This window comes from Streptomyces sp. NPDC005017 (assembly GCF_042873115.1).
GTDB lineage: Bacteria > Actinomycetota > Actinomycetes > Streptomycetales > Streptomycetaceae > Streptomyces.
The window spans coordinates 1-17,273 of the sequence record NZ_JBIALD010000029.1; the positions used below are offsets into that span (position 1 = coordinate 1).

The following is a 17,273-nucleotide window of genomic DNA, read 5'->3' on the forward strand; positions in this document are numbered from 1 at the left end:
GATACGGTCCCTTGCGGGGGTTCTGGTGTCTGACGGCGGCCGCTGCGGGCGGACACCCCCCGCCCCGTCCCCTTGCCGCCGTACGCGGCTTCCCGCCGCCCGTCGCACGTCGCCTCGGGCCGCGCGCCGCCGCCGCGGGCATGCGTGCCGCCAGGGGCGGCACGGGTGGGCGGGGCGGCACCTCGTCGCGCCGAGTTGCGCACCGCCCCGCCCTTAGCCCCCACCGGGCGGTACGTCGCTGACGCCGGGCTGCGTAATGCCCCTGGCTGAGCGCGCACCGGGCGGGACCCCGTCGGCGTCGGGTCGCGCAGCGGCCTCGCGGCAGCGACGGGGCGTCGGAGGGACGGCTACTCGGCCGGGTGGACGCCTGCTCGGAGGAGGCCGTAGGTGTACGCGTCCTCCAGGGCCTGCCAGGACGCGGCGATGACGTTCTCGGCGACGCCGACGGTGGACCACTCCCCCGTACCGTCGGTCGTGGAGATGAGGACGCGGGTGGTCGACTGGGTGCCGTGGACGCCCTCGAGGATGCGGACCTTGTAGTCGACGAGGTCGAGCTTGGCGAGCTGGGGGTAGATCTTCTCCAGGCCGACCCGCAGCGCACGGTCGAGCGCGTTGACGGGGCCGTTGCCCTCGGCGGTGGCGACGATACGCTCCCCCTTGGCCCAGAGCTTGACCGTGGCCTCGTTGGCGTGGGTACCGTCGGGCCGGTCCTCGACGATGGCCCGCCAGGACTCGACCTCGAAGTAGCGCAGGGCCGCGCCCTGGGCCTCCGCGCGCAGGAGCAGTTCGAAGCTGGCGTCGGCCGCCTCGTAGGTGTAGCCCTTGAGTTCGCGTTCCTTCACGCGCTCGACCACCCGCCCGACCAGCGCGCGGTCGCCGCCGAGGTCCACGCCCAGTTCCTTGCCCTTGAGCTCGATGGACGCGCGGCCCGCCATGTCGGACACCAGCATCCGCATGGTGTTGCCGACCTGCTCGGGGTCGATGTGCTGGTACAGGTCGGGGTCGACCTTGATCGCGGAGGCGTGCAGGCCGGCCTTGTGCGCGAAGGCGGAGACGCCGACGTAGGGCTGGTGCGTGGAGGGGGTCAGGTTGACGACCTCGGCGATGGCGTGGGAGATGCGGGTCGTCTCGCGCAGCCGGCCCTCGGGCAGCACCTGCTTGCCGTACTTCAGTTCCAGCGCGGCGACGACCGGGAAGAGGTTGGCGTTGCCCACGCGCTCGCCGTAGCCGTTGGCCGTGCACTGGACGTGCGTGGCGCCCGCGTCGACGGCGGCGAGGGTGTTGGCGACCGCGCAGCCCGTGTCGTCCTGGGCGTGGATGCCGAGGCGGGCCCCGGTGTCGGCGAGGACGGTCGTCACCACGGCCTGGATCTGGGCGGGGAGCATGCCGCCGTTGGTGTCGCAGAGTACGACGACGTCCGCTCCGGCCTCCGAGGCCGTACGCACGACCTGCTTCGCGTACTCGGCGTTGGCGCGGTAGCCGTCGAAGAAGTGCTCGCAGTCGACGAAGACCCGGCGGCCCTGCGAGCGGAGGAAGGAGACGGTGTCCCGCACCATCTCCAGGTTCTCGTCCAGCGTGGTGCGCAGGGCCAGTTCCACATGGCGGTCGTGGGACTTCGCCACCAGGGTGACGACCGGGGCGCCGGACTCCAGCAGCGCCCTGACCTGGGGGTCCTCGGAGGCCTTGGCGCCGGCGCGGCGGGTCGAACCGAAGGCGACCAGCTGGGCGTTGCGGAAGGCGATCTCCTCCTGGGCGCGGGCGAAGAACTCCGTGTCCCTCGGGTTGGCGCCGGGCCAGCCGCCCTCGATGAAGCCCACGCCGAACTCGTCCAGGTGCCGTGCGATGGCCAGCTTGTCGGCGACGGTGAGGTTGATGCCCTCGCGCTGGGCGCCGTCGCGCAGGGTGGTGTCGAAGACGTGGAACGAGTCGTCGAGTTCGCTGGTTGCCGTCTCGGTCATGATCTCAGGGCTCCTGTTGTGGATCTTCGGTCTTACCGGAACAACCGGCTCCACCGTCCCCCCATGGTCCCTCGCGCTGGTGCTCCCCGGCTGCGGGTCGGCCAGAAAAGCGAAAAACCCCTCGCGGGTGCGAGAGGTCTGCGCGCGGGTCGAGGACGACGGTGTCCGCTCGTACCTGGTCGTACGGAGCGGTCACTGCGGACCGGCGCGCCTGCTGCCAATAATCATGGCGAACGAGAGCACGGGGGCAGTTTGGCACAGGGCGCCTCTGTGTGACCGGGGTGTCTCAGTATGCGAACCCCGCAGCTCGTTGTCCGGTGCCCCGGTCGTCCGTCGGCCGTGCCGGGTCGCGCCCGGTGGTGCGCTGCTTCCGGCCTACGGCAGCAGGCCCTCGCCCAGGAAGTCCTGGACATGGCCGAGGATCATCTCCCGGTCCGTGCCGCGCAGGCCGATGGCCACGTGGATGGAGAAGCCGTCCAGCAGGGCGCGCAGGCGGGCGGCGAAGCGGTCCGCGTCGACCGTGCGGAACTCGCCGCGTGACATGCCCTCGGCCAGCAGGGCCACCAGGTCGCGGTGCCAGACGCCCTCGATGGCGGACTGGCGTTCGCGGGCGTCGTCGGCGGCGTTCTGCGAGCGGTTCCAGACCTCCAGCCACAGCGTCCAGTGCGGGTCCCGGTGGCCGTCGGGGATGTAGAGGTCGACGAAGGCGTCCAGGCGTTCGCGGGCCGTCGCGGGGCGGGCCAGCAGCCGGCGCCTGTCGTCGCCGAGTCTGCTCTCGCTCCACTCCAGGGTCTGGAGCAGGAGTTCGTCCTTGGAGTGGAAGTAGTAGAGGAGGTGGCCGCTGCTCATGCCGACCTCGCGGCCGAGGGCCGCCATGGTGAGCTTCTCCAGACCGCGTTCGGCGATCATCTCCATGGCGGCGGACAGGACCTCCTCACGAGGCGGTGCGTTCTTCCGCGCGCGCGCCGCACCGGCCATCCGTGACTCCCTCACTGGCTCCTGGGCTGTTGCTGGGTGATGCAGTGGATGCCTCCCCCGCCCGCGAAGATCGTACGGGCGTCCACCAGGGTGACCGTGCGGTCGGGGAAGAGGCCGCGGAAGATCGCGGCGGCCACCTCGTCGTTCGGGTCGTCGAAGGCGCACAGGACGACGCCGCCGTTGCAGAGGTAGTGGTTGATGTAGGAGTAGTCGACCCAGTCGCCCTCCTCGTCCTTCAGGACGGTGGGCGCGGGGATCTCGACGACCTCCAGGGCGCGGCCCCGGGCGTCCGTCTCGCCGCGCAGGATCTCCAGGTACTCCCGGGAGCGGGCGTGGTCCGGGTGGGCCGGGTCCTGCTGGGTGTGCACGAGGACGGTGCCGGGCCGGGCGAAGGCGGCGACGATGTCGACATGGCCCTGGGTGCCGTACGTGCCGTAGTCGCCGGTCAGGCCGTGCGGGAGCCAGATCGCCTTGGTGGTGCCCAGCCTTGCGTGGATCTCCGCCTCGGCCTGTTCGCGGGTCCAGCCGGGGTTGCGTCCGGCGCCGAGCTGGACGGTGTCGGTGAGCAGGACCGTGCCCTCGCCGTCGACGTGGATGGCGCCGCCCTCGTTGACCAGGGGGCTGCTCAGCACGGGTGCCCCGGCCAGGTCGGCGACCTGGGCGGCGATCTTGGCGTCGTGCTCCCAGCGGGCCCACTCCTGGCCGCCCCAGCCGTTGAACACCCAGTCCACGGCGGCCAGTTCGCCCTGCTCGTCCGTGACGAAGGTCGGGCCGACGTCCCGCATCCAGGCGTCGTCGAGGTCGCGCTCCACCAACTCGATGTCCGGGCCGAGCAGTTCGCGGGCCGACTCGGCCTGGCCCGGGCCGTGCACGACCGTGACCGGCTCGAACGCCCTGACCGCGCGGGCGACTTGTGCCCATGCCGTACGGGCCCGGGTCAGCTCCCCCTCGTCGGTGAAGGTGGCGTTGGGGCCGGGCCAGGCCATCCAGGTGCGTTCGTGCGGAGCCCACTCGGGGGGCATGCGGTAGGTCATCGGAGGTCCTAGAGGAAGTAGAGGCGGTTGAGGGCGACCGAGTCGGCGGCTTGGGAGCGGAGGGGTTCGCCGTCGAGGGTGACGAGGCCGGTGTGCTGGTCGACGTCGACGTGTCCGGTGCGGGTGTTGTGCAGCAGGTCGGCGGGGCCGATGCCGCGGGTGTGGTGGACAGGGACGCGGCGGCGGCGGGTGGGGAGGGTGTCGTGGCCCTGGTCGAGGGCGGCGCGGGCGACGAAGGCGACGGAGAGGTCGGCGGGGGCGGCTCCGTGGGCGCCGAACAGGGGCCCGAGGACGAGGGGTTCGCAGGTGTCGGTGGCCGCGCCGGGGTCGCCGGTGACGCCGTAGGCGGGGAAGCCGGCCTTGAGGACGAGCTGCGGTTTGGCGCCGAAGTACTCGGGGCGCCACAGGACGATGTCGGCGAGTTTGCCGGTTTCGATGGAGCCGACCTCGTGGGCGAGGCCGTGGGCGACGGCGGGGTTGAGGGTGAGTTTGGCGATGTAGCGCAGGACGCGTTCGTTGTCGTGGCCGGTGCCGGGGTCGCCGAGTTCGGTCTTCATCTTCCCGGCCATGGCGAAGGTGCGGCGGACGGTCTCGCCGGCGCGGCCCATGCCCTGGGCGTCGGAGGAGGTGATGCCGATCGCGCCGAGGTCGTGCAGGACGTCCTCGGCGCCCATGGTGGAGGCGCGGATGCGGTCGCGGGCCATGGCCGCGTCGCCGGGCAGGTCGGTCTTGAGGTCGTGGACGGAGACGATCATGCCGTAGTGCTCGGCGACGGCGTCCCGGCCGAAGGGCAGGGTGGGGTTGGTGGAGGAGCCGATGACGTTGGCGACGCCGGCCATCTTCAGGACGTTGGGGACGTGGCCGCCGCCGCAGCCCTCGATGTGGAAGGCGTGGATGGTGCGGCCGTCCAGGACGCTGAGGGTGTCCTCGACGGAGAGGCATTCGTTGAGTCCGTCGCTGTGCAGGGCGACCTGGACGTCGTGGTCCTCGGCGGTGCGCAGGGCGGTGTCCAGGGCCCGGGCGTGGGCGCCCATGTCCTCGTGGACCTTGAAGCCGCAGGCGCCGCCCTCGGCGAGGGCCTCCACCAGGGGTGCGGGGTGGGAGGAGGAGCCGCGGGCGAGGAAGCCGATGTTGACGGGCCAGGCGTCGAAGGCGCCGAACGCGTGGCCCAGGGCCCAGGGGGAGTTGACGCCGACGCCCCAGACGGGACCGAACTCCTGGCCGATGACCGTGGTGACGCCGGAGGCGAGGGAGGCTTCCATGATGCGCGGGGAGAGCAGGTGGACGTGGGTGTCGACGGCTCCGGCGGTCGCGATCAGGCCCTCGCCGGAGACGATGGAGGTGCCGGTGCCGACGACGACGTCCACGCCGTCGAGGGTGTCGGGGTTCCCGGCCCGGCCGATGGCGGAGATCCGGCCCTCGCGGATGCCGATGGACACCTTGCGGATGCCCTGGACGGCGTCGATGACGACGACGTTGCTGATCACGACGTCGCAGGTGTCGCGGACGGCCGCGGCCTTGAGGTGCAGTCCGTCGCGGGCGGTCTTGCCGAAGCCCGCGAGGAACTCGTCGCCCGGGTGCTGGGAGTCCGACTCGACCCGGATCACCAGACCGGAGTCGCCGAGGCGGACGCGGTCACCGGTTCTCGGGCCGTGGGTGGCGGCGTACTCGTGGGGGGTGAGGCGGCGGGCCTCGGCGGGGTGGCCTCCGGGGCGGCTCATCGGCCCGCCCCCTCTCCGGCAGCTCCCAGGTAGCCGCAGGCGGCGGCCCTGCGCAGGGCCTCCTCGCGGGCGCCGGGCGCGTCCAGCGGGCCGTCGACCAGGCCCGCGAAACCGATCGCGATCCGCGCGCCGCCGATCGGGACGAGCCCGACCTCGGCGCTCTCGCCGGGCCCGAAGCGCACCGACGACCCGGCGGGGACCGCCAGCCGCATGCCGTAGGCCCGGCCGCGGGCGAAGTCGAGGCGCGGGTTGGCCTCGAAGAAGTGGAAGTGCGAGGTCACACTGACCGGCACCGCCGCCGTGTTGGTGACGGTCAGCCGGACGGCCGGTTCCGGCTCGGCGTGCTCGGGCCCCGGCAGCAGGGCGCCCGGAGCCCCCTCGCCGAGGCTCCCGCCGAGGGGGTCGGTGACCACCGCCAGCCGGGAGCCGTCGTCGAAGACGGCCTCGACGTGCACCTCGGTGACCACGTCGGCGACACCCGGCAGCACGTCGTCCGGGCCCAGGACCGAACGGGCGGCCTCGACCGCCTCGGCCAGCCGTCTGCCGTCGCGGGCGGCCTCGCAGACGGTGTCCGCGATCAGCGCGGTCGCCTCCGGCACGTTCAGCCGCAGGCCCCTGGCCCGGCGGGCACGGGCCAGTTCCGCGGCCCCGAAGAGCAGCAGCCGGTCACGTTCCGTGGGGGTCAGTCTCATGACGCGGGCACCTCCTTGCCTTCCAGCAGTTAGAGCAACACTCTAAACATCAGGTTCCCGCGACGGAAACATTGACGTGCCAGCTTAGGGAACGTCACATTGAACGACACTCTAACTCTCAGGGTGGCTGATCAAGGGAGACCTGCCATGCCGATGGAACAGCGCGGAGTCGACACCATCCCCGACGAGGAACGCACCAGTGGTCCGCGTGATCTCGTCTCGATCCTGCTGGGGTCGAACCTGTGTCTGGGGGTGATCGTCTTCGGCTGGCTGCCGCCCTCCTTCGGGCTCGGCTGGTGGGCCTCGGTCAGCTCGATCGTGGCCGGTACGGTCGTCGGCATCGCGTTCACCGCGCCGCTCGCCCTGATCTCGCTGCGCACCGGCACCAACCTCTCGACCTCCTCCGGCGCCGAGTTCGGCGTGCGCGGACGGCTGATCGGCTCGGTCGTCGGTCTGCTGCTCGCCCTCGGCTACACCGCCCTGACGGTGTGGATCGGCGGTGATGTGACGGTCACCGTGCTCGGCCGGCTGTTCGGCCTGCCGCAGAGCGGGACGGCGTACACCGCGGTCTACGGCCTGCTCGCGGCGGCGACGGTCGCGGGCGCGGTCTACGGCTACCGGGTGCTGCTCGCCATGTCCCGTGTCCTGGCGGTGGGCATGACCGCCCTGCTGCTGCTCGGCGTGATCGCCTACGCCCCGGACTTCACCACGGGCGCGCTGCCCGAGGCGGGCGGCTATCTGCTGGGCGGTTTCTGGCCGACCTGGCTGCTGGCGGCGGTGGCCGCGGGTCTGTCCGGCCCGGTCGCCTTCATCACCCTGCTGGGCGACTACACCCGTTACATCTCACCGGCCCGCCACTCCTCGCGCACGGTCCTGCGCGCGACCTGGCTCGGCCTGTCCCTCGGCCTGCTGGTGCCGCAGTTGTTCGGCACCTTCACGTCCTACGCCGCCCGGGCCGCGCTCGACTACGCCGGGCCGCTCGCCGAGTCCGCCCCGTCCTGGTACCTGCTGCCGCTGCTGCTGGCCGCCTCGGCCGGTTCGGTCGGCAACGCGGGCCTGATGCTGTACTCCATGGGCCTCGACCTGGACGCCATCCTGCCGCGGCTGTCCCGCGCCCGTGCCACCGTCGCGGTCGCCGTGGTCGCCACGGTCTGTGTCTTCGCCGGGCACTTCGCCTGGGAGGCGCAGTCGGCGATGACGTCGTTCGTGCTGCTGCTGACCGCGATCGGCACGCCCTGGGCGGTCATCACCCTGATCGGCCACGTCCGTTGCCGCGGCGCGTACGACGCCGACGCCCTCCAGGTCTTCAACCGCCGCTCGCGGGGCGGGATCTACTGGTACCGGGGCGGCTGGCACCCCGCCGCGGCCCTGTCCTGGGCGCTCGGCGCCCTCGTGGGCGTGCTGGCGGTGGCGCTGCCCTCGTACGAGGGGCCGCTGTTGTCGCTGACCGGCGGCGTGGACTGCAGCTTCCTGCTGTCGGGGCTGGTCGGGGGCTCGGCGTACCTGCTGTCGACGCCGGCCCGGGAAAGCGGCGGGGCCGCCGTCGGCGCGAAGTCCGAAGCGGCGGCCCTGACGGTGACGGACTAGCCGAGCGGGTGCATCCAGCCGTGCTTGTCCTCGGCCTTGCCGCGCTGGATGTCGAGCAGGGCCTGGCGCAGTCGCATCGTGACCTCGCCGGGCTCGCCGTCGCCCTGGCGCCACTCGGCGCCGTCGGTCTTCACCGTGCCGACCGGAGTGATGACGGCGGCGGTGCCGCAGGCGAAGACCTCGGTGAGCGAGCCGTTCTCGCTGTCGGTCCGCCACTGGGCGAGGGAGACGCGCCCCTCCTCCGCCCGGTAGCCGAGGTCGCGGGCGACGGTGAGGAGGGAGTCGCGGGTGACGCCCTCCAGGATGGAGCCGGTGAGGGCGGGGGTGACGATGCGGTCGCCGTACACGAAGTACAGGTTCATGCCGCCGAGTTCCTCGACCCAGGTGTGCTCGACCGCGTCGAGGTAGCAGACCTGGTCGCAGCCCTTGGCCGCGGCCTCGGCCTGCGCGAGCAGGGACGCCGCGTAGTTGCCGCCGGTCTTGGCGTCGCCCATGCCGCCGGGGACGGCCCGGACGCGGTCCTGGGAGACCCAGATGGAGACGGGCTTCACGCCGCCGGGGAAGTACGCGCCGGCCGGGGAGGCGATCACCAGGAAGAGGTACTCGTTGGCCGGCTTCACCCCGAGGCCGACCTCGGTCGCGATCATGAACGGCCGCAGGTACAGCGACTCCTCGCCGCCGTGCGCGGGCACCCAGGACCGGTCCTGGCGCACGAGCGCGTCGCAGGCCTCGATGAACGTCTCGACCGGAAGCTCGGGCATGCCCAGGCGGCGGGCGGAGGACTGGAAGCGCAGGGCGTTCTTCTCGGGGCGGAAGGTGGCCACCGAGCCGTCGGGCCTGCGGTAGGCCTTCAGGCCCTCGAAGATCTCCTGCGCGTAGTGCAGCACGGTCGTGGCGGGGTCGAGGGAGATCGGCGCGTACGGGACGAGCTGGCCGTCGTGCCAGCCGCGGCCGTCCGTCCACTTGATGATCACCATGTGATCGGTGAAGTGGCGGCCGAACCCGGGGTTGGCCAGGATCGCCTCGCGCTCCGCGGCGGACAGCGGGTGGGCGGAGGGCTTCAGCTCGATCGTGGGCGTCGTCATCGGTAGGGTCCTTCGCTTCCTGGCAAACGGCTGGGCGGCGACCGGTCTTTCGGCCGGGGGTCCGGGGGTCGCCCCCCGGGAATGCAGCACCGGTTGTGGTGACGGGCCGCCCTCACGCCCGTACGGCCGTTTCCGGCCACTGCTAGGACGTCCGAGCTTTCCCGCATACCGCGGCTCCGCGTTCGATTATCGCGCGCGGGACGCCGTGGAAGAAAACCGCGTGAGTGCTGCCCAAGGGTTGATGGTGGCACCCGGCGGGGACATGCGAAAGCCGCCGGGTGCGGATGCGACCCGGCGGCTTCGACTTGGCCGTGGTGTCGAGCGCCGGGGTCAGCCGGTTACCCGTACGGCGAGGGCGTCGCCGATCTCGCTGGTGCTCCGGGCCGGCCTGCCGACACGTTCGGCGAGGTCGGAGGCGACGGCCTCCTCGATGCGGGCGGCCTCGGCGTCGTGGCCGAGGTGGCGCAGCAGCAGGGCGACCGACAGGACCGTGGCGGTCGGGTCGGCCTTGCCCTGGCCGGCGATGTCCGGGGCCGAGCCGTGGACCGGCTCGAACATGGACGGGAACTCGCCGGAGGGGTTGATGTTGCCGGAGGCGGCCACGCCGATGCCGCCGGAGACGGCCGCGGCGAGGTCGGTGACGATGTCGCCGAAGAGGTTGTCGGTGACGATGACGTCGAACCGCTCGGGCTGGGTGACCAGGTAGATGGTCGCCGCGTCGACGTGCATGTACTCGGTGGTGACCTCGGGGAACTCCTCGGCCACCTTGTTGAAGATGTTCGTCCACAGGTGGCCGGCGAAGGTCAGCACGTTGTTCTTGTGGATCAGCGCCAGCTTCTTGCGCGGGCGGGCCTGGGCGCGGGCGAACGCGTCACGGACGACCCGCTCGACACCGAACGCGGTGTTCACGGACACCTCGGTGGCGACCTCGTGCTCGGTGCCCTTGCGGATGGTGCCGCCGTTGCCGGTGTACGGGCCCTCGGTGCCCTCACGGACGACGACGAAGTCGATCTCCGGCTGGCCGGCGAGCGGGGTGGCGACGCCGGGGAGGAGCTTGGAGGGACGGAGGTTGACATGGTGGTCGAAGGCGAAGCGGAGCTTGAGCAGGAAGCCGCGCTCCAGGACGCCGGACGGCACCGACGGGTCGCCGATCGCGCCGAGCAGGATCGCGTCGTGCTGCTTGAGGGCGGCGAGGTCGGCGTCGGTGAGGGTCTCACCGGTGGCGTGGTAGCGCCGGGCGCCGAAGTCGTAGTCCTTGGTCTCCAGCTTCACGTCCTCGGGGAGGACGGCGGAGAGGACCTTCAGACCTTCGGCCACTACCTCCTGGCCGATGCCGTCACCGGGGATCACTGCGAGATCGATGCTGCGAGACATGCGGGCACCCTACTCTTCGTCCCATTCAATGACATACGGCGTCCGCCATCTGGACATTCGAACGAGGGTCGGAGGATGCTCCGGCAGGCTGAAATCCATCTCGTCGGACCACGTTCACCCGTATGTAGCAGCAGTGTCGCGAGCCGCTGGGAACTTCATCGACATGGCCGCATTTTCCAGGGGGACGTCCTCCGAACCCGCCGTACCCGACTTCGGCATTCCCGAGCCGCTCGCGCGCCGGATGACCATGGCGGAGCAGCACGAGTACCTGCGCGCGAAGATGACCCGGCGCCGCACGCTGGTGACCGCGGGCGCGGTCGCGAGCGGACTGCTCACCGGCTGCTCGACCGCCGACGCGGCCGACCGCCCGGCCCGCACGGCGACCCCGACCGCCCCGGCCTCCGCCACCTCGGCGGCCCCCGGCGCGGCGGTGACGCCGTTCGGCCGGCATCTCTCGTTCGGCGCGGACCCGCGCACCCAGATGCGGATCTCCTGGCAGGTGCCGGCCGCGGTACGGCAGCCGTACGTCCGGCTCGGCGCGCGCCCCGACGCGCTCGGCCAGCGGATCGACGCCGAGCTGCGCCCCCTGCACACCCCTGGCGTGGAGGGCGTGAGCCCGGAGGTCGAGCAGTACTACCTGCACGCGGCGCTGGACGACCTGCTGCCGGGCACGACCTACTACTACGGCGTCGGGCACGAGGGCCTCGACCCGGCCGACGCAGCGCTGCGCGCCTCGGTCGCGTCGTTCCGTACGGCGCCCGCGCTGCCCGAGTCCTTCGTCTTCACCGCGTTCGGCGACCAGGGCGTGGGCGACGGGGCGGCGGCCGTCGACCAGCAGCTGCTGCGTGAGCGGCCAGCCTTCCACCTGCACGCGGGCGACATCTGCTACGCGAACGCCAACGGCCGGGGCACCACGGCGGACGGCTACGACGCCGCGTTCTGGGACCAGTTCTTCCGGCAGAACGAGCCGGTCGCGCAGGGCGTTCCCTGGATGGTGACGACCGGCAACCACGACATGGAGGCCTGGTACTCCCCCGACGGCTACGGCGGCCAGCTCGCCCGCTTCTCGCTGCCGGACAGCGGCTTCGACCCGCGGCAGGCGCCGGGCGTCTACTCCTTCGTGTACGGCAACGTCGGCGTGGTCGCCCTGGACGCCAACGACGTGTCGTACGAGATCCCGGCGAACCTCGGCTACAGCGAGGGCCGGCAGACGGCCTGGCTGGAGCGCACGCTGCGCACGCTGCGGGCGGCGGAGGAGGTCGACTTCGTGGTCGTCTACTTCCACCACTGCACCTACTCCACCTCGGCGCACGCCTCCGACGGCGGGGTGCGCGCGGCCTGGCTGCCGCTGTTCGCGCGGCATCAGGTGGACCTGGTGATCAACGGGCACAACCACGTCTACGAGCGCACCGACGCCATCAGGGACGGCGCGGTCGGCCGGCGTGTGCCGATCGGCGGCTCCACCGACCCGTCGCGGGACGGCACGGTGTACGTCACCGCCGGCGGAGGCGGCCGCGATCCGTACGGCTTCCCGGTGGGCGCGAAGGACAGCTACGAGGGGCAGGTGAACGACGCCGAGTCCCTGGAGACCTTCCACTGGACGCGGTCGAGGCAGCCCAGCTCGGAGACGGTGGAGTGGTCCCGGGTGCGCTTCCGGGGCTTCTCCTACCTCTCGGTGGAGGCGGAGGGCGGCACGGCCCCGCGGCTGACGGTGTCGGCCCGCACCCACACGGGGCAGCGGATCGACCACTTCGAGGTGCGCCGCGGACGCGCTCACGCCTGAGCCCGGGGCACGGGTGCCGGGACGCGAGACGCGGACGCCTGGGACCGGAGCCCAGGTGCCGGGACAGCGAGGTGCGGCACGGACGCCGGGACCCGTCCCGTGGGTCACGGACGTCGGCGCCGCTCCTCCTGCGGGTGCGGCTCCCGGAGTCGGGGACGCGCCCGGCGCGGCGGCCGGGCGCGGGAAGGCTCGGTGGCCGGCGGCTCAGTGGCCGGTCGAGCCGCCGTTGTCGCGGCGGTCGAGGGCGCGCTGGAGGGCGGCGGCGGCCTGCTTGCGGTCGGTCTCGCTCGGGCGGGAGACGTGACGGACTCGGCGGCGGACGGTCGTCTCGGCCATGGGAAATCGACTCCTTCGGACATACCGGAGTGCACGGGGGCGGGTTTCGAGACGCCGGAGAGGGCGGGGAGCACTGGCCGCAGGGGTTGCCTGCACGGGGCCCGGCTCACGACCGCCGTTCGCTTGATCGAGCGAGTCGTTCGGCTCCTACAAAGCTAAGGGAGGAGCTCGCTTCTGTCTCCACAATTACTCGGACTTCCTACTATCTGAGACGGCGACCTCGGCCACCTGCGCTTTCACCTCTCCCGGATGCCCGGCGAAGGCCCCGGGCCCCGGGCGGCGGCGGGAAGGCCGCGGCGGAGGCGCCCCGTCAGAGCACATCCCCCTCGCGCCAGTCGAAGAGCAGTACGGCGTCGGGGTCGGCCGCGGCGACGGGTACGGGCCAGACGTAGGTGGAGCCCTCCTCGTCGGGCAGCCGGAGCGGGCCGTCGGGGCTCAGCGCGTGGACCGGGCCGGACCAGGCCCGCCAGCCCCGGCTCTCGTACAGCGGGGCGCCCTCGTCGCTCGCCGACAGGGCGCCCAGGTCGTAGGCGCGGGTGATGACGCCCTCCAGCGCGTCCATGACCCGGCCGCCGAGACCGGTGCGGCGCACGTCCCGCCGTACGGCGACGCCCTCGACGTACCCGGTCCGCAGCCAGCGCGCGCCGAGCCGGACGCGGCGCATGACCACCGCGCCGTGCGCGGCGAGCCCGTGCTCGTCGTGCACCAGGGCGTGCATGCCGCCGAGCGTGTGCTCCCAGTCCTCGTCGCCGAGATCGCCGTCGAAGGCGTCGTACAACATGCCGCGCACGGCGAGGAGTTCGGCGGGGGCCAGGTCGCTGGTGTGTGCGGTGCGCAGGGTCACCGCGTCAGTATCGGCCGGGCCCCGGCCCCGCGCCGTGCATGTCAGGCGTGCCGCATCCAGACGTTGGGCTCGTGGTACACCCCGCTGTCGGCGTTCCGGTCGACGCGCAGGAGGCTCAGTCCGCCGGGGATGACGTACTCGCCGGAGATCGGCAGCCTCAGGCCGGTCCACTTCTCCCACTCGGCGACCGTGCCGGTCATCGTCTGCGACGCGGGCGCGGCGGCGAGGATCTCCGCGCCGAGGCGTTCATGGGTGCGGATCCAGGGGTCGAGATGGGTGCCGTCGTCGCGGCGCCGGTCCATGAAGCTCTCGATCGGTGTGATCGCGTACTGCTCCTTCGCGGTCGGGCGCACGGGCGCGAGGACCCGGGTGAGCCCGGCCCCCTCCGCGGCCCGGCGCAGCGCCAGGAGCGCCTCCCCGCCGAGCCCCCGCCCCTTGAGCGAGGGGGTGACGACGGCCCCGCAGATCACGAACGTGTCCGGTTCCAGGCCCTGTTCACGCCCCTCGACGGCCCGCGCGAGGGCGTCGGTGTAGCCGCCGGGCAGGTCGCCGACCGTGCCGTCCCAGCGCAGCGGCACGCCCCAGCCGCCCGCGACGGGGACGTCCCGTTCGTCGACGAGCAGCAGATCGAACCCCGCGAAGTACTCCCTGACCCGGCCTATGTACCGCTTCACCGTCCGGTCCGCGGTGATGAACTCCGGGAACCCCCCGCCGAACAGCTCCGCGAGCCGCTCCTCCGCCCAGGTACGCGCGTCGGCGCGTTCGCTTGTGAGTCTCACGCCCCGTTCCTACCACACTCGATCTTCACTCTAACCATTAAAAGTCTCTTGACTGGTTAGGCGCAGTTGGGTCAGGATGCCGTCATGACCACTCACCGGGTTCACCACCGCTCCACGACCGTCCGCGGGCACGAGATCCACTACCGCGTGGCGGGGCCCGAGGACGCGCCCGTGCTTCTGCTGCTGCACGGCTTCCCCAGCAGCTCGCACATGTTCCGCGACCTGATCCCGCTGCTCGCCGACCGCTACCGGGTGATCGCCCCGGACCACCTCGGCTTCGGCCGCTCGGCGACGCCGTCCGCCGCGGAGTTCGGCTACACCTTCGACGAACTCGCCTCGGTCACGGACGAGTTCACCGAGCAACTGGGCCTGAAGCGGTACGCGCTGTACATCCAGGACTACGGCGCCCCGATCGGCCTGCGTCTCGCCCTGGCCCACCCGGACCGGGTCACCGCGATCGTCACGCAGAACGGCAACGCCTACGAGGACGGTCTCGGCGCCGAGGCCTGGGCGCCGGTACTGGCGCTGATCGCCGAGCGGACCCCGCGGACCGAGGCGGCCGTGCGGGAGATCTACACCCTCGACGGGGTCAGGTGGCAGTACCTGCACGGCGTCCCGGAGGACCAGCACGACCTGGTCAGCCCGGACGCCTACGAACGGGACGCCGCCGAGGTGGCCCGCCCCGGCCAGGCCGAGATACAGCTCGACCTGATCTCCGACTACGGCTCCAACTTCGCCCTGTACCCGGCCTTCCACGCGTACTTCCGCGAGACCCAGGTGCCGCTGCTCGCGGTCTGGGGCGGCCACGACCAGATCTTCGTCCCGGCCGGGGCGCTCGCCTTCCAGCGGGACCTGCCGAAGGCCGAGATCCATCTGCTCCCGACCGGCCACTTCGCCCTGGAGACGCACGCGGCACAGATCGCCGGCCTGATGCGTGACTTCCTCGGCCGCAACGTGGCGGAGTGAGGGCGCCCGGCCCGGTCCCCGGCCGCGTCCCGGCGGGGGATCCCCCACACGGCTGATCCTCCGCGCGGTGCCCGACATGCGGCTGCCGCGAGGGGAACAGGTGACCTCATGAACGACACGGACAAGGTGTTTCTCGAAGGCGGCCCGGACGACCTCCCCGAGCGGATCGTCCCGGTACCGGCCCCAGGCCCCGATGTGAAGATCGAGGTCCGCAACGGCTACGAGCACTTCCGCCCGACCTCGCGCACGGCGGACACCCCCACGGGCAGTCTCCCCGTGTACGAGTGGTGGGAGCGCACGGAAATGCCCGGCTGAGGGGCGTCGCGGCCCCCAGGGACGAACGGCGGCCGGCACCACGCCGGCTCGGTGCGTGACGGCCGGGCCCCGGGAATGACACCGCCCCCGGTCCGGAGGGGGGATCCGGAGCGGGGGCGGGGTTCACGGGGCCGCGCGCGAGGCGCGGCGGGCGGGGTGTCAGCCCATGTGCGGGTAGGTGTAGTCGGTGGGCGCGACCAGCGTCTCCTTGATGGCGCGGGTCAGCGTCCAGCGCATCAGGTTCTGCGGGGCACCGGCCTTGTCGTTGGTGCCGGAGGCACGGCCGCCGCCGAAGGGCTGCTGGCCGACGACGGCACCGGTCGACTTGTCGTTGATGTAGAAGTTGCCCGCGGCGTAGCGCAGCTTCTCCATCGTGTAGGCCGCCGCCGCGCGGTCGCCGGAGATGACCGAGCCGGTGAGGGCGTAGTCGGACGCGGACTCCATCTGGGTCAGCATCTCGTCGTACTTGTCGTCCTCGTAGACGTGGACCGCGAGGATCGGGCCGAAGTACTCGGTCGTGAAGACCTCGTTCTCCGGGTCGGTGCACTCGATGACGGTCGGGCGGACGAAGTAGCCGACCGAGTCGTCGTAGGAGCCGCCCGCGACGATCGTGCAGGTCGGGTCCTGCTTCGCGCGGTCGATGGCGGCCTTGTTCTTGGCGAAGGAGCGGTCGTCGATGACGGCGCCGATGAAGTTCGACAGGTCGGTGACGTCACCCATGGTGAGGTAGTCGACCTCCGCGGCGAACTCCTCCTTGAAGCCGGAGTTCCAGATCGACGCCGGGATGTAGGCACGCGAGGACGCGCTGCACTTCTGGCCCTGGTACTCGAAGGAGCCACGGGTGAGGGCCGTCTTCAGGACCGCGCGGTCGGCCGAGGGGTGGGCGACGACGAAGTCCTTGCCGCCGGTCTCGCCGACCAGACGCGGGTAGGAGCGGTACTTCTCGATGTTCTGGCCGACCGTCTTCCACAGGTACTGGAAGGTCTTGGTCGAGCCGGTGAAGTGGATGCCGGCCAGGTCGCGGTGGTTCAGGGCGACCTCGGAGACGGCGATGCCGTCGCCGGTGACGAGGTTGATGACGCCCTTGGGCAGGCCCGCCTCCTCCAGCAGCCGCATCAGCAGCACGGCGGCGTGGGTCTGGGTCGGGGACGGCTTCCAGACGACCACGTTGCCCATCAGGGCCGGGGCGGTCGGCAGGTTGCCCGCGATGGCCGTGAAGTTGAACGGCGTGATCGCGTAGACGAAGCCCTCCAGCGGGCGGTGGTCCAGCCGGTTCCACACGCCCGGCGAGTTGGCCGGGGGCTGCTCGGCCAGGATCTGGCGGGCGTAGGCCACGTTGAAGCGCCAGAAGTCGACGAGCTCGCACGGGGTGTCGATCTCGGCCTGCTGGGCGGTCTTGGACTGGCCGAGCATGGTGGAGGCGGCCAGCGTCTCGCGCCAGGGGCCGGCCAGCAGCTCGGCGGCGCGCAGGATGATCGCCGCGCGGTCGTCGAAGGACATCGCGCGCCAGGCCGGGGCGGCGGCCAGGGCCGCGTCGATGGCGTCCTGCGCGTCCGCCTGCGTGGCGTTGCGGTAGGTGCCGAGGACGGCCTTGTGGTTGTGCGGCTGCACGACCTGGAAGAGCTCGCCGCCGCCCATCCGCTGCTCGCCGCCGATGGTCATCGGCAGGTCGATCGGGTTCTCGGCCAGCTCCTTGAGCTTGACCTCCAGGCGGGCGCGCTCGGGAGAGCCGGGGGCGTAGCCGTGCACCGGCTCGTTGACGGGGGTGGGGACCTGGGTCACAGCGTCCATGAGATCCGTAACTCCTTGTACGTGAGCGGG

At 72.0% G+C, this 17,273-nt stretch carries 15 protein-coding genes; 4 read left to right on the forward strand and 11 right to left on the reverse strand.

Features of this window, described 5'->3' with window-relative positions; all coding sequences use genetic code 11:
* Positions 1-347: 347 nt before the first annotated feature.
* The 5 genes from cimA to ureA all read right to left on the reverse strand — a co-directional run bounded on the left by cimA (position 348) and on the right by ureA (position 6,383).
* Positions 348-1,958 (reverse strand): citramalate synthase, encoded by a 1,611-nt coding sequence (gene cimA / locus ACFYR0_RS31860; protein ID WP_389335858.1) that lies wholly within the window; start codon positions 1,956-1,958, stop codon positions 348-350.
* Positions 1,959-2,333: 375 nt separating this feature from the next.
* The gene (locus ACFYR0_RS31865; protein ID WP_389335861.1) at positions 2,334-2,936 is read right to left on the reverse strand and encodes a TetR/AcrR family transcriptional regulator; all 603 of its coding nucleotides are present in this window, start codon (positions 2,934-2,936) and stop codon (positions 2,334-2,336) included.
* Positions 2,937-2,947: 11 nt separating this feature from the next.
* Complete coding sequence (locus ACFYR0_RS31870; protein WP_389335864.1) at positions 2,948-3,970, reverse strand: agmatine/peptidylarginine deiminase; 1,023 nt, start codon at positions 3,968-3,970, stop codon at positions 2,948-2,950.
* Between the two features lie 8 nt (positions 3,971-3,978).
* The gene (locus ACFYR0_RS31875; protein WP_389335867.1) at positions 3,979-5,691 is read right to left on the reverse strand and encodes an urease subunit alpha; all 1,713 of its coding nucleotides are present in this window, start codon (positions 5,689-5,691) and stop codon (positions 3,979-3,981) included.
* On the reverse strand, positions 5,688-6,383 hold the full coding sequence (gene ureA, locus ACFYR0_RS31880; protein WP_389335870.1) for an urease subunit gamma: 696 nt from the start codon (positions 6,381-6,383) through the stop codon (positions 5,688-5,690). Before ureA ends, ACFYR0_RS31875 begins: the two co-directional genes overlap by 4 nt.
* A 147-nt stretch (positions 6,384-6,530) precedes the next feature.
* Between ureA and ACFYR0_RS31885 the strand changes: the two genes are divergently transcribed.
* Positions 6,531-7,970, forward strand: a complete 1,440-nt coding sequence (locus ACFYR0_RS31885) for a cytosine permease (RefSeq protein ID WP_389335873.1) — start codon at positions 6,531-6,533, stop codon at positions 7,968-7,970.
* Here the strand turns inward: ACFYR0_RS31885 and ACFYR0_RS31890 are convergent.
* Positions 7,967-9,055, reverse strand: a complete 1,089-nt coding sequence (locus ACFYR0_RS31890) for a branched-chain amino acid aminotransferase (protein WP_389335876.1) — start codon at positions 9,053-9,055, stop codon at positions 7,967-7,969. The genes ACFYR0_RS31885 and ACFYR0_RS31890 overlap by 4 nt on opposite strands.
* A 330-nt stretch (positions 9,056-9,385) precedes the next feature.
* A complete protein-coding gene (locus ACFYR0_RS31895; protein WP_389335879.1) occupies positions 9,386-10,429 on the reverse strand; it encodes a 3-isopropylmalate dehydrogenase in 1,044 nt (347 codons plus the stop codon).
* Positions 10,430-10,592: 163 nt separating this feature from the next.
* Between ACFYR0_RS31895 and ACFYR0_RS31900 the strand changes: the two genes are divergently transcribed.
* On the forward strand, positions 10,593-12,212 hold the full coding sequence (locus ACFYR0_RS31900) for a purple acid phosphatase family protein (RefSeq protein WP_389335882.1): 1,620 nt from the start codon (positions 10,593-10,595) through the stop codon (positions 12,210-12,212).
* A gap of 204 nt (positions 12,213-12,416) precedes the next feature.
* On the opposite strand, the gene ACFYR0_RS31905 is transcribed toward ACFYR0_RS31900, so the two are convergent.
* The 3 genes from ACFYR0_RS31905 to ACFYR0_RS31915 all read right to left on the reverse strand — a co-directional run bounded on the left by ACFYR0_RS31905 (position 12,417) and on the right by ACFYR0_RS31915 (position 14,171).
* Entirely contained in the window at positions 12,417-12,548 is a 132-nt protein-coding gene (locus ACFYR0_RS31905) for a hypothetical protein (RefSeq protein ID WP_386386515.1), read from the reverse strand.
* Positions 12,549-12,858: 310 nt separating this feature from the next.
* Positions 12,859-13,392, reverse strand: coding sequence for a GNAT family N-acetyltransferase (locus ACFYR0_RS31910; RefSeq protein WP_389335885.1), 534 nt, complete (start codon positions 13,390-13,392; stop codon positions 12,859-12,861).
* A 41-nt stretch (positions 13,393-13,433) separates the two neighbouring features.
* Complete coding sequence (locus tag ACFYR0_RS31915; RefSeq protein WP_389335888.1) at positions 13,434-14,171, reverse strand: hypothetical protein; 738 nt, start codon at positions 14,169-14,171, stop codon at positions 13,434-13,436.
* Positions 14,172-14,255: 84 nt separating this feature from the next.
* On the opposite strand from ACFYR0_RS31915, the gene ACFYR0_RS31920 reads away from it, so the two are divergent.
* Both ACFYR0_RS31920 and ACFYR0_RS31925 read left to right on the forward strand, forming a co-directional pair.
* The gene (locus tag ACFYR0_RS31920; protein WP_389335891.1) at positions 14,256-15,137 is read left to right on the forward strand and encodes an alpha/beta fold hydrolase; all 882 of its coding nucleotides are present in this window, start codon (positions 14,256-14,258) and stop codon (positions 15,135-15,137) included.
* 108 nt (positions 15,138-15,245) lie between these two features.
* The gene (locus ACFYR0_RS31925; RefSeq protein WP_389335894.1) at positions 15,246-15,452 is read left to right on the forward strand and encodes a DUF5988 family protein; all 207 of its coding nucleotides are present in this window, start codon (positions 15,246-15,248) and stop codon (positions 15,450-15,452) included.
* Between the two features lie 159 nt (positions 15,453-15,611).
* Here ACFYR0_RS31925 and pruA read toward each other — a convergent pair whose 3' ends face one another.
* Complete coding sequence (gene pruA / locus ACFYR0_RS31930; RefSeq protein WP_389335897.1) at positions 15,612-17,243, reverse strand: L-glutamate gamma-semialdehyde dehydrogenase; 1,632 nt, start codon at positions 17,241-17,243, stop codon at positions 15,612-15,614.
* Positions 17,244-17,273: the final 30 nt, after the last annotated feature.

What these genes read in the sequence shown, in the direction of transcription:
- cimA (WP_389335858.1), bottom strand. Translation starts at nt 1,958, where the DNA reads ATGACCGAGACGGCAACCAGCGAACTCGACGACTCGTTCCACGTCTTC.
- ACFYR0_RS31865 (WP_389335861.1), bottom strand. Translation starts at nt 2,936, where the DNA reads ATGGCCGGTGCGGCGCGCGCGCGGAAGAACGCACCGCCTCGTGAGGAG.
- ACFYR0_RS31870 (WP_389335864.1), bottom strand. Translation starts at nt 3,970, where the DNA reads ATGACCTACCGCATGCCCCCCGAGTGGGCTCCGCACGAACGCACCTGG.
- ACFYR0_RS31875 (WP_389335867.1), bottom strand. Translation starts at nt 5,691, where the DNA reads ATGAGCCGCCCCGGAGGCCACCCCGCCGAGGCCCGCCGCCTCACCCCC.
- ureA (WP_389335870.1), bottom strand. Translation starts at nt 6,383, where the DNA reads ATGAGACTGACCCCCACGGAACGTGACCGGCTGCTGCTCTTCGGGGCC.
- ACFYR0_RS31885 (WP_389335873.1), top strand. Translation starts at nt 6,531, where the DNA reads ATGCCGATGGAACAGCGCGGAGTCGACACCATCCCCGACGAGGAACGC.
- ACFYR0_RS31890 (WP_389335876.1), bottom strand. Translation starts at nt 9,055, where the DNA reads ATGACGACGCCCACGATCGAGCTGAAGCCCTCCGCCCACCCGCTGTCC.
- ACFYR0_RS31895 (WP_389335879.1), bottom strand. Translation starts at nt 10,429, where the DNA reads ATGTCTCGCAGCATCGATCTCGCAGTGATCCCCGGTGACGGCATCGGC.
- ACFYR0_RS31900 (WP_389335882.1), top strand. Translation starts at nt 10,593, where the DNA reads ATGGCCGCATTTTCCAGGGGGACGTCCTCCGAACCCGCCGTACCCGAC.
- ACFYR0_RS31905 (WP_386386515.1), bottom strand. Translation starts at nt 12,548, where the DNA reads ATGGCCGAGACGACCGTCCGCCGCCGAGTCCGTCACGTCTCCCGCCCG.
- ACFYR0_RS31920 (WP_389335891.1), top strand. Translation starts at nt 14,256, where the DNA reads ATGACCACTCACCGGGTTCACCACCGCTCCACGACCGTCCGCGGGCAC.
- ACFYR0_RS31925 (WP_389335894.1), top strand. Translation starts at nt 15,246, where the DNA reads ATGAACGACACGGACAAGGTGTTTCTCGAAGGCGGCCCGGACGACCTC.
- pruA (WP_389335897.1), bottom strand. Translation starts at nt 17,243, where the DNA reads ATGGACGCTGTGACCCAGGTCCCCACCCCCGTCAACGAGCCGGTGCAC.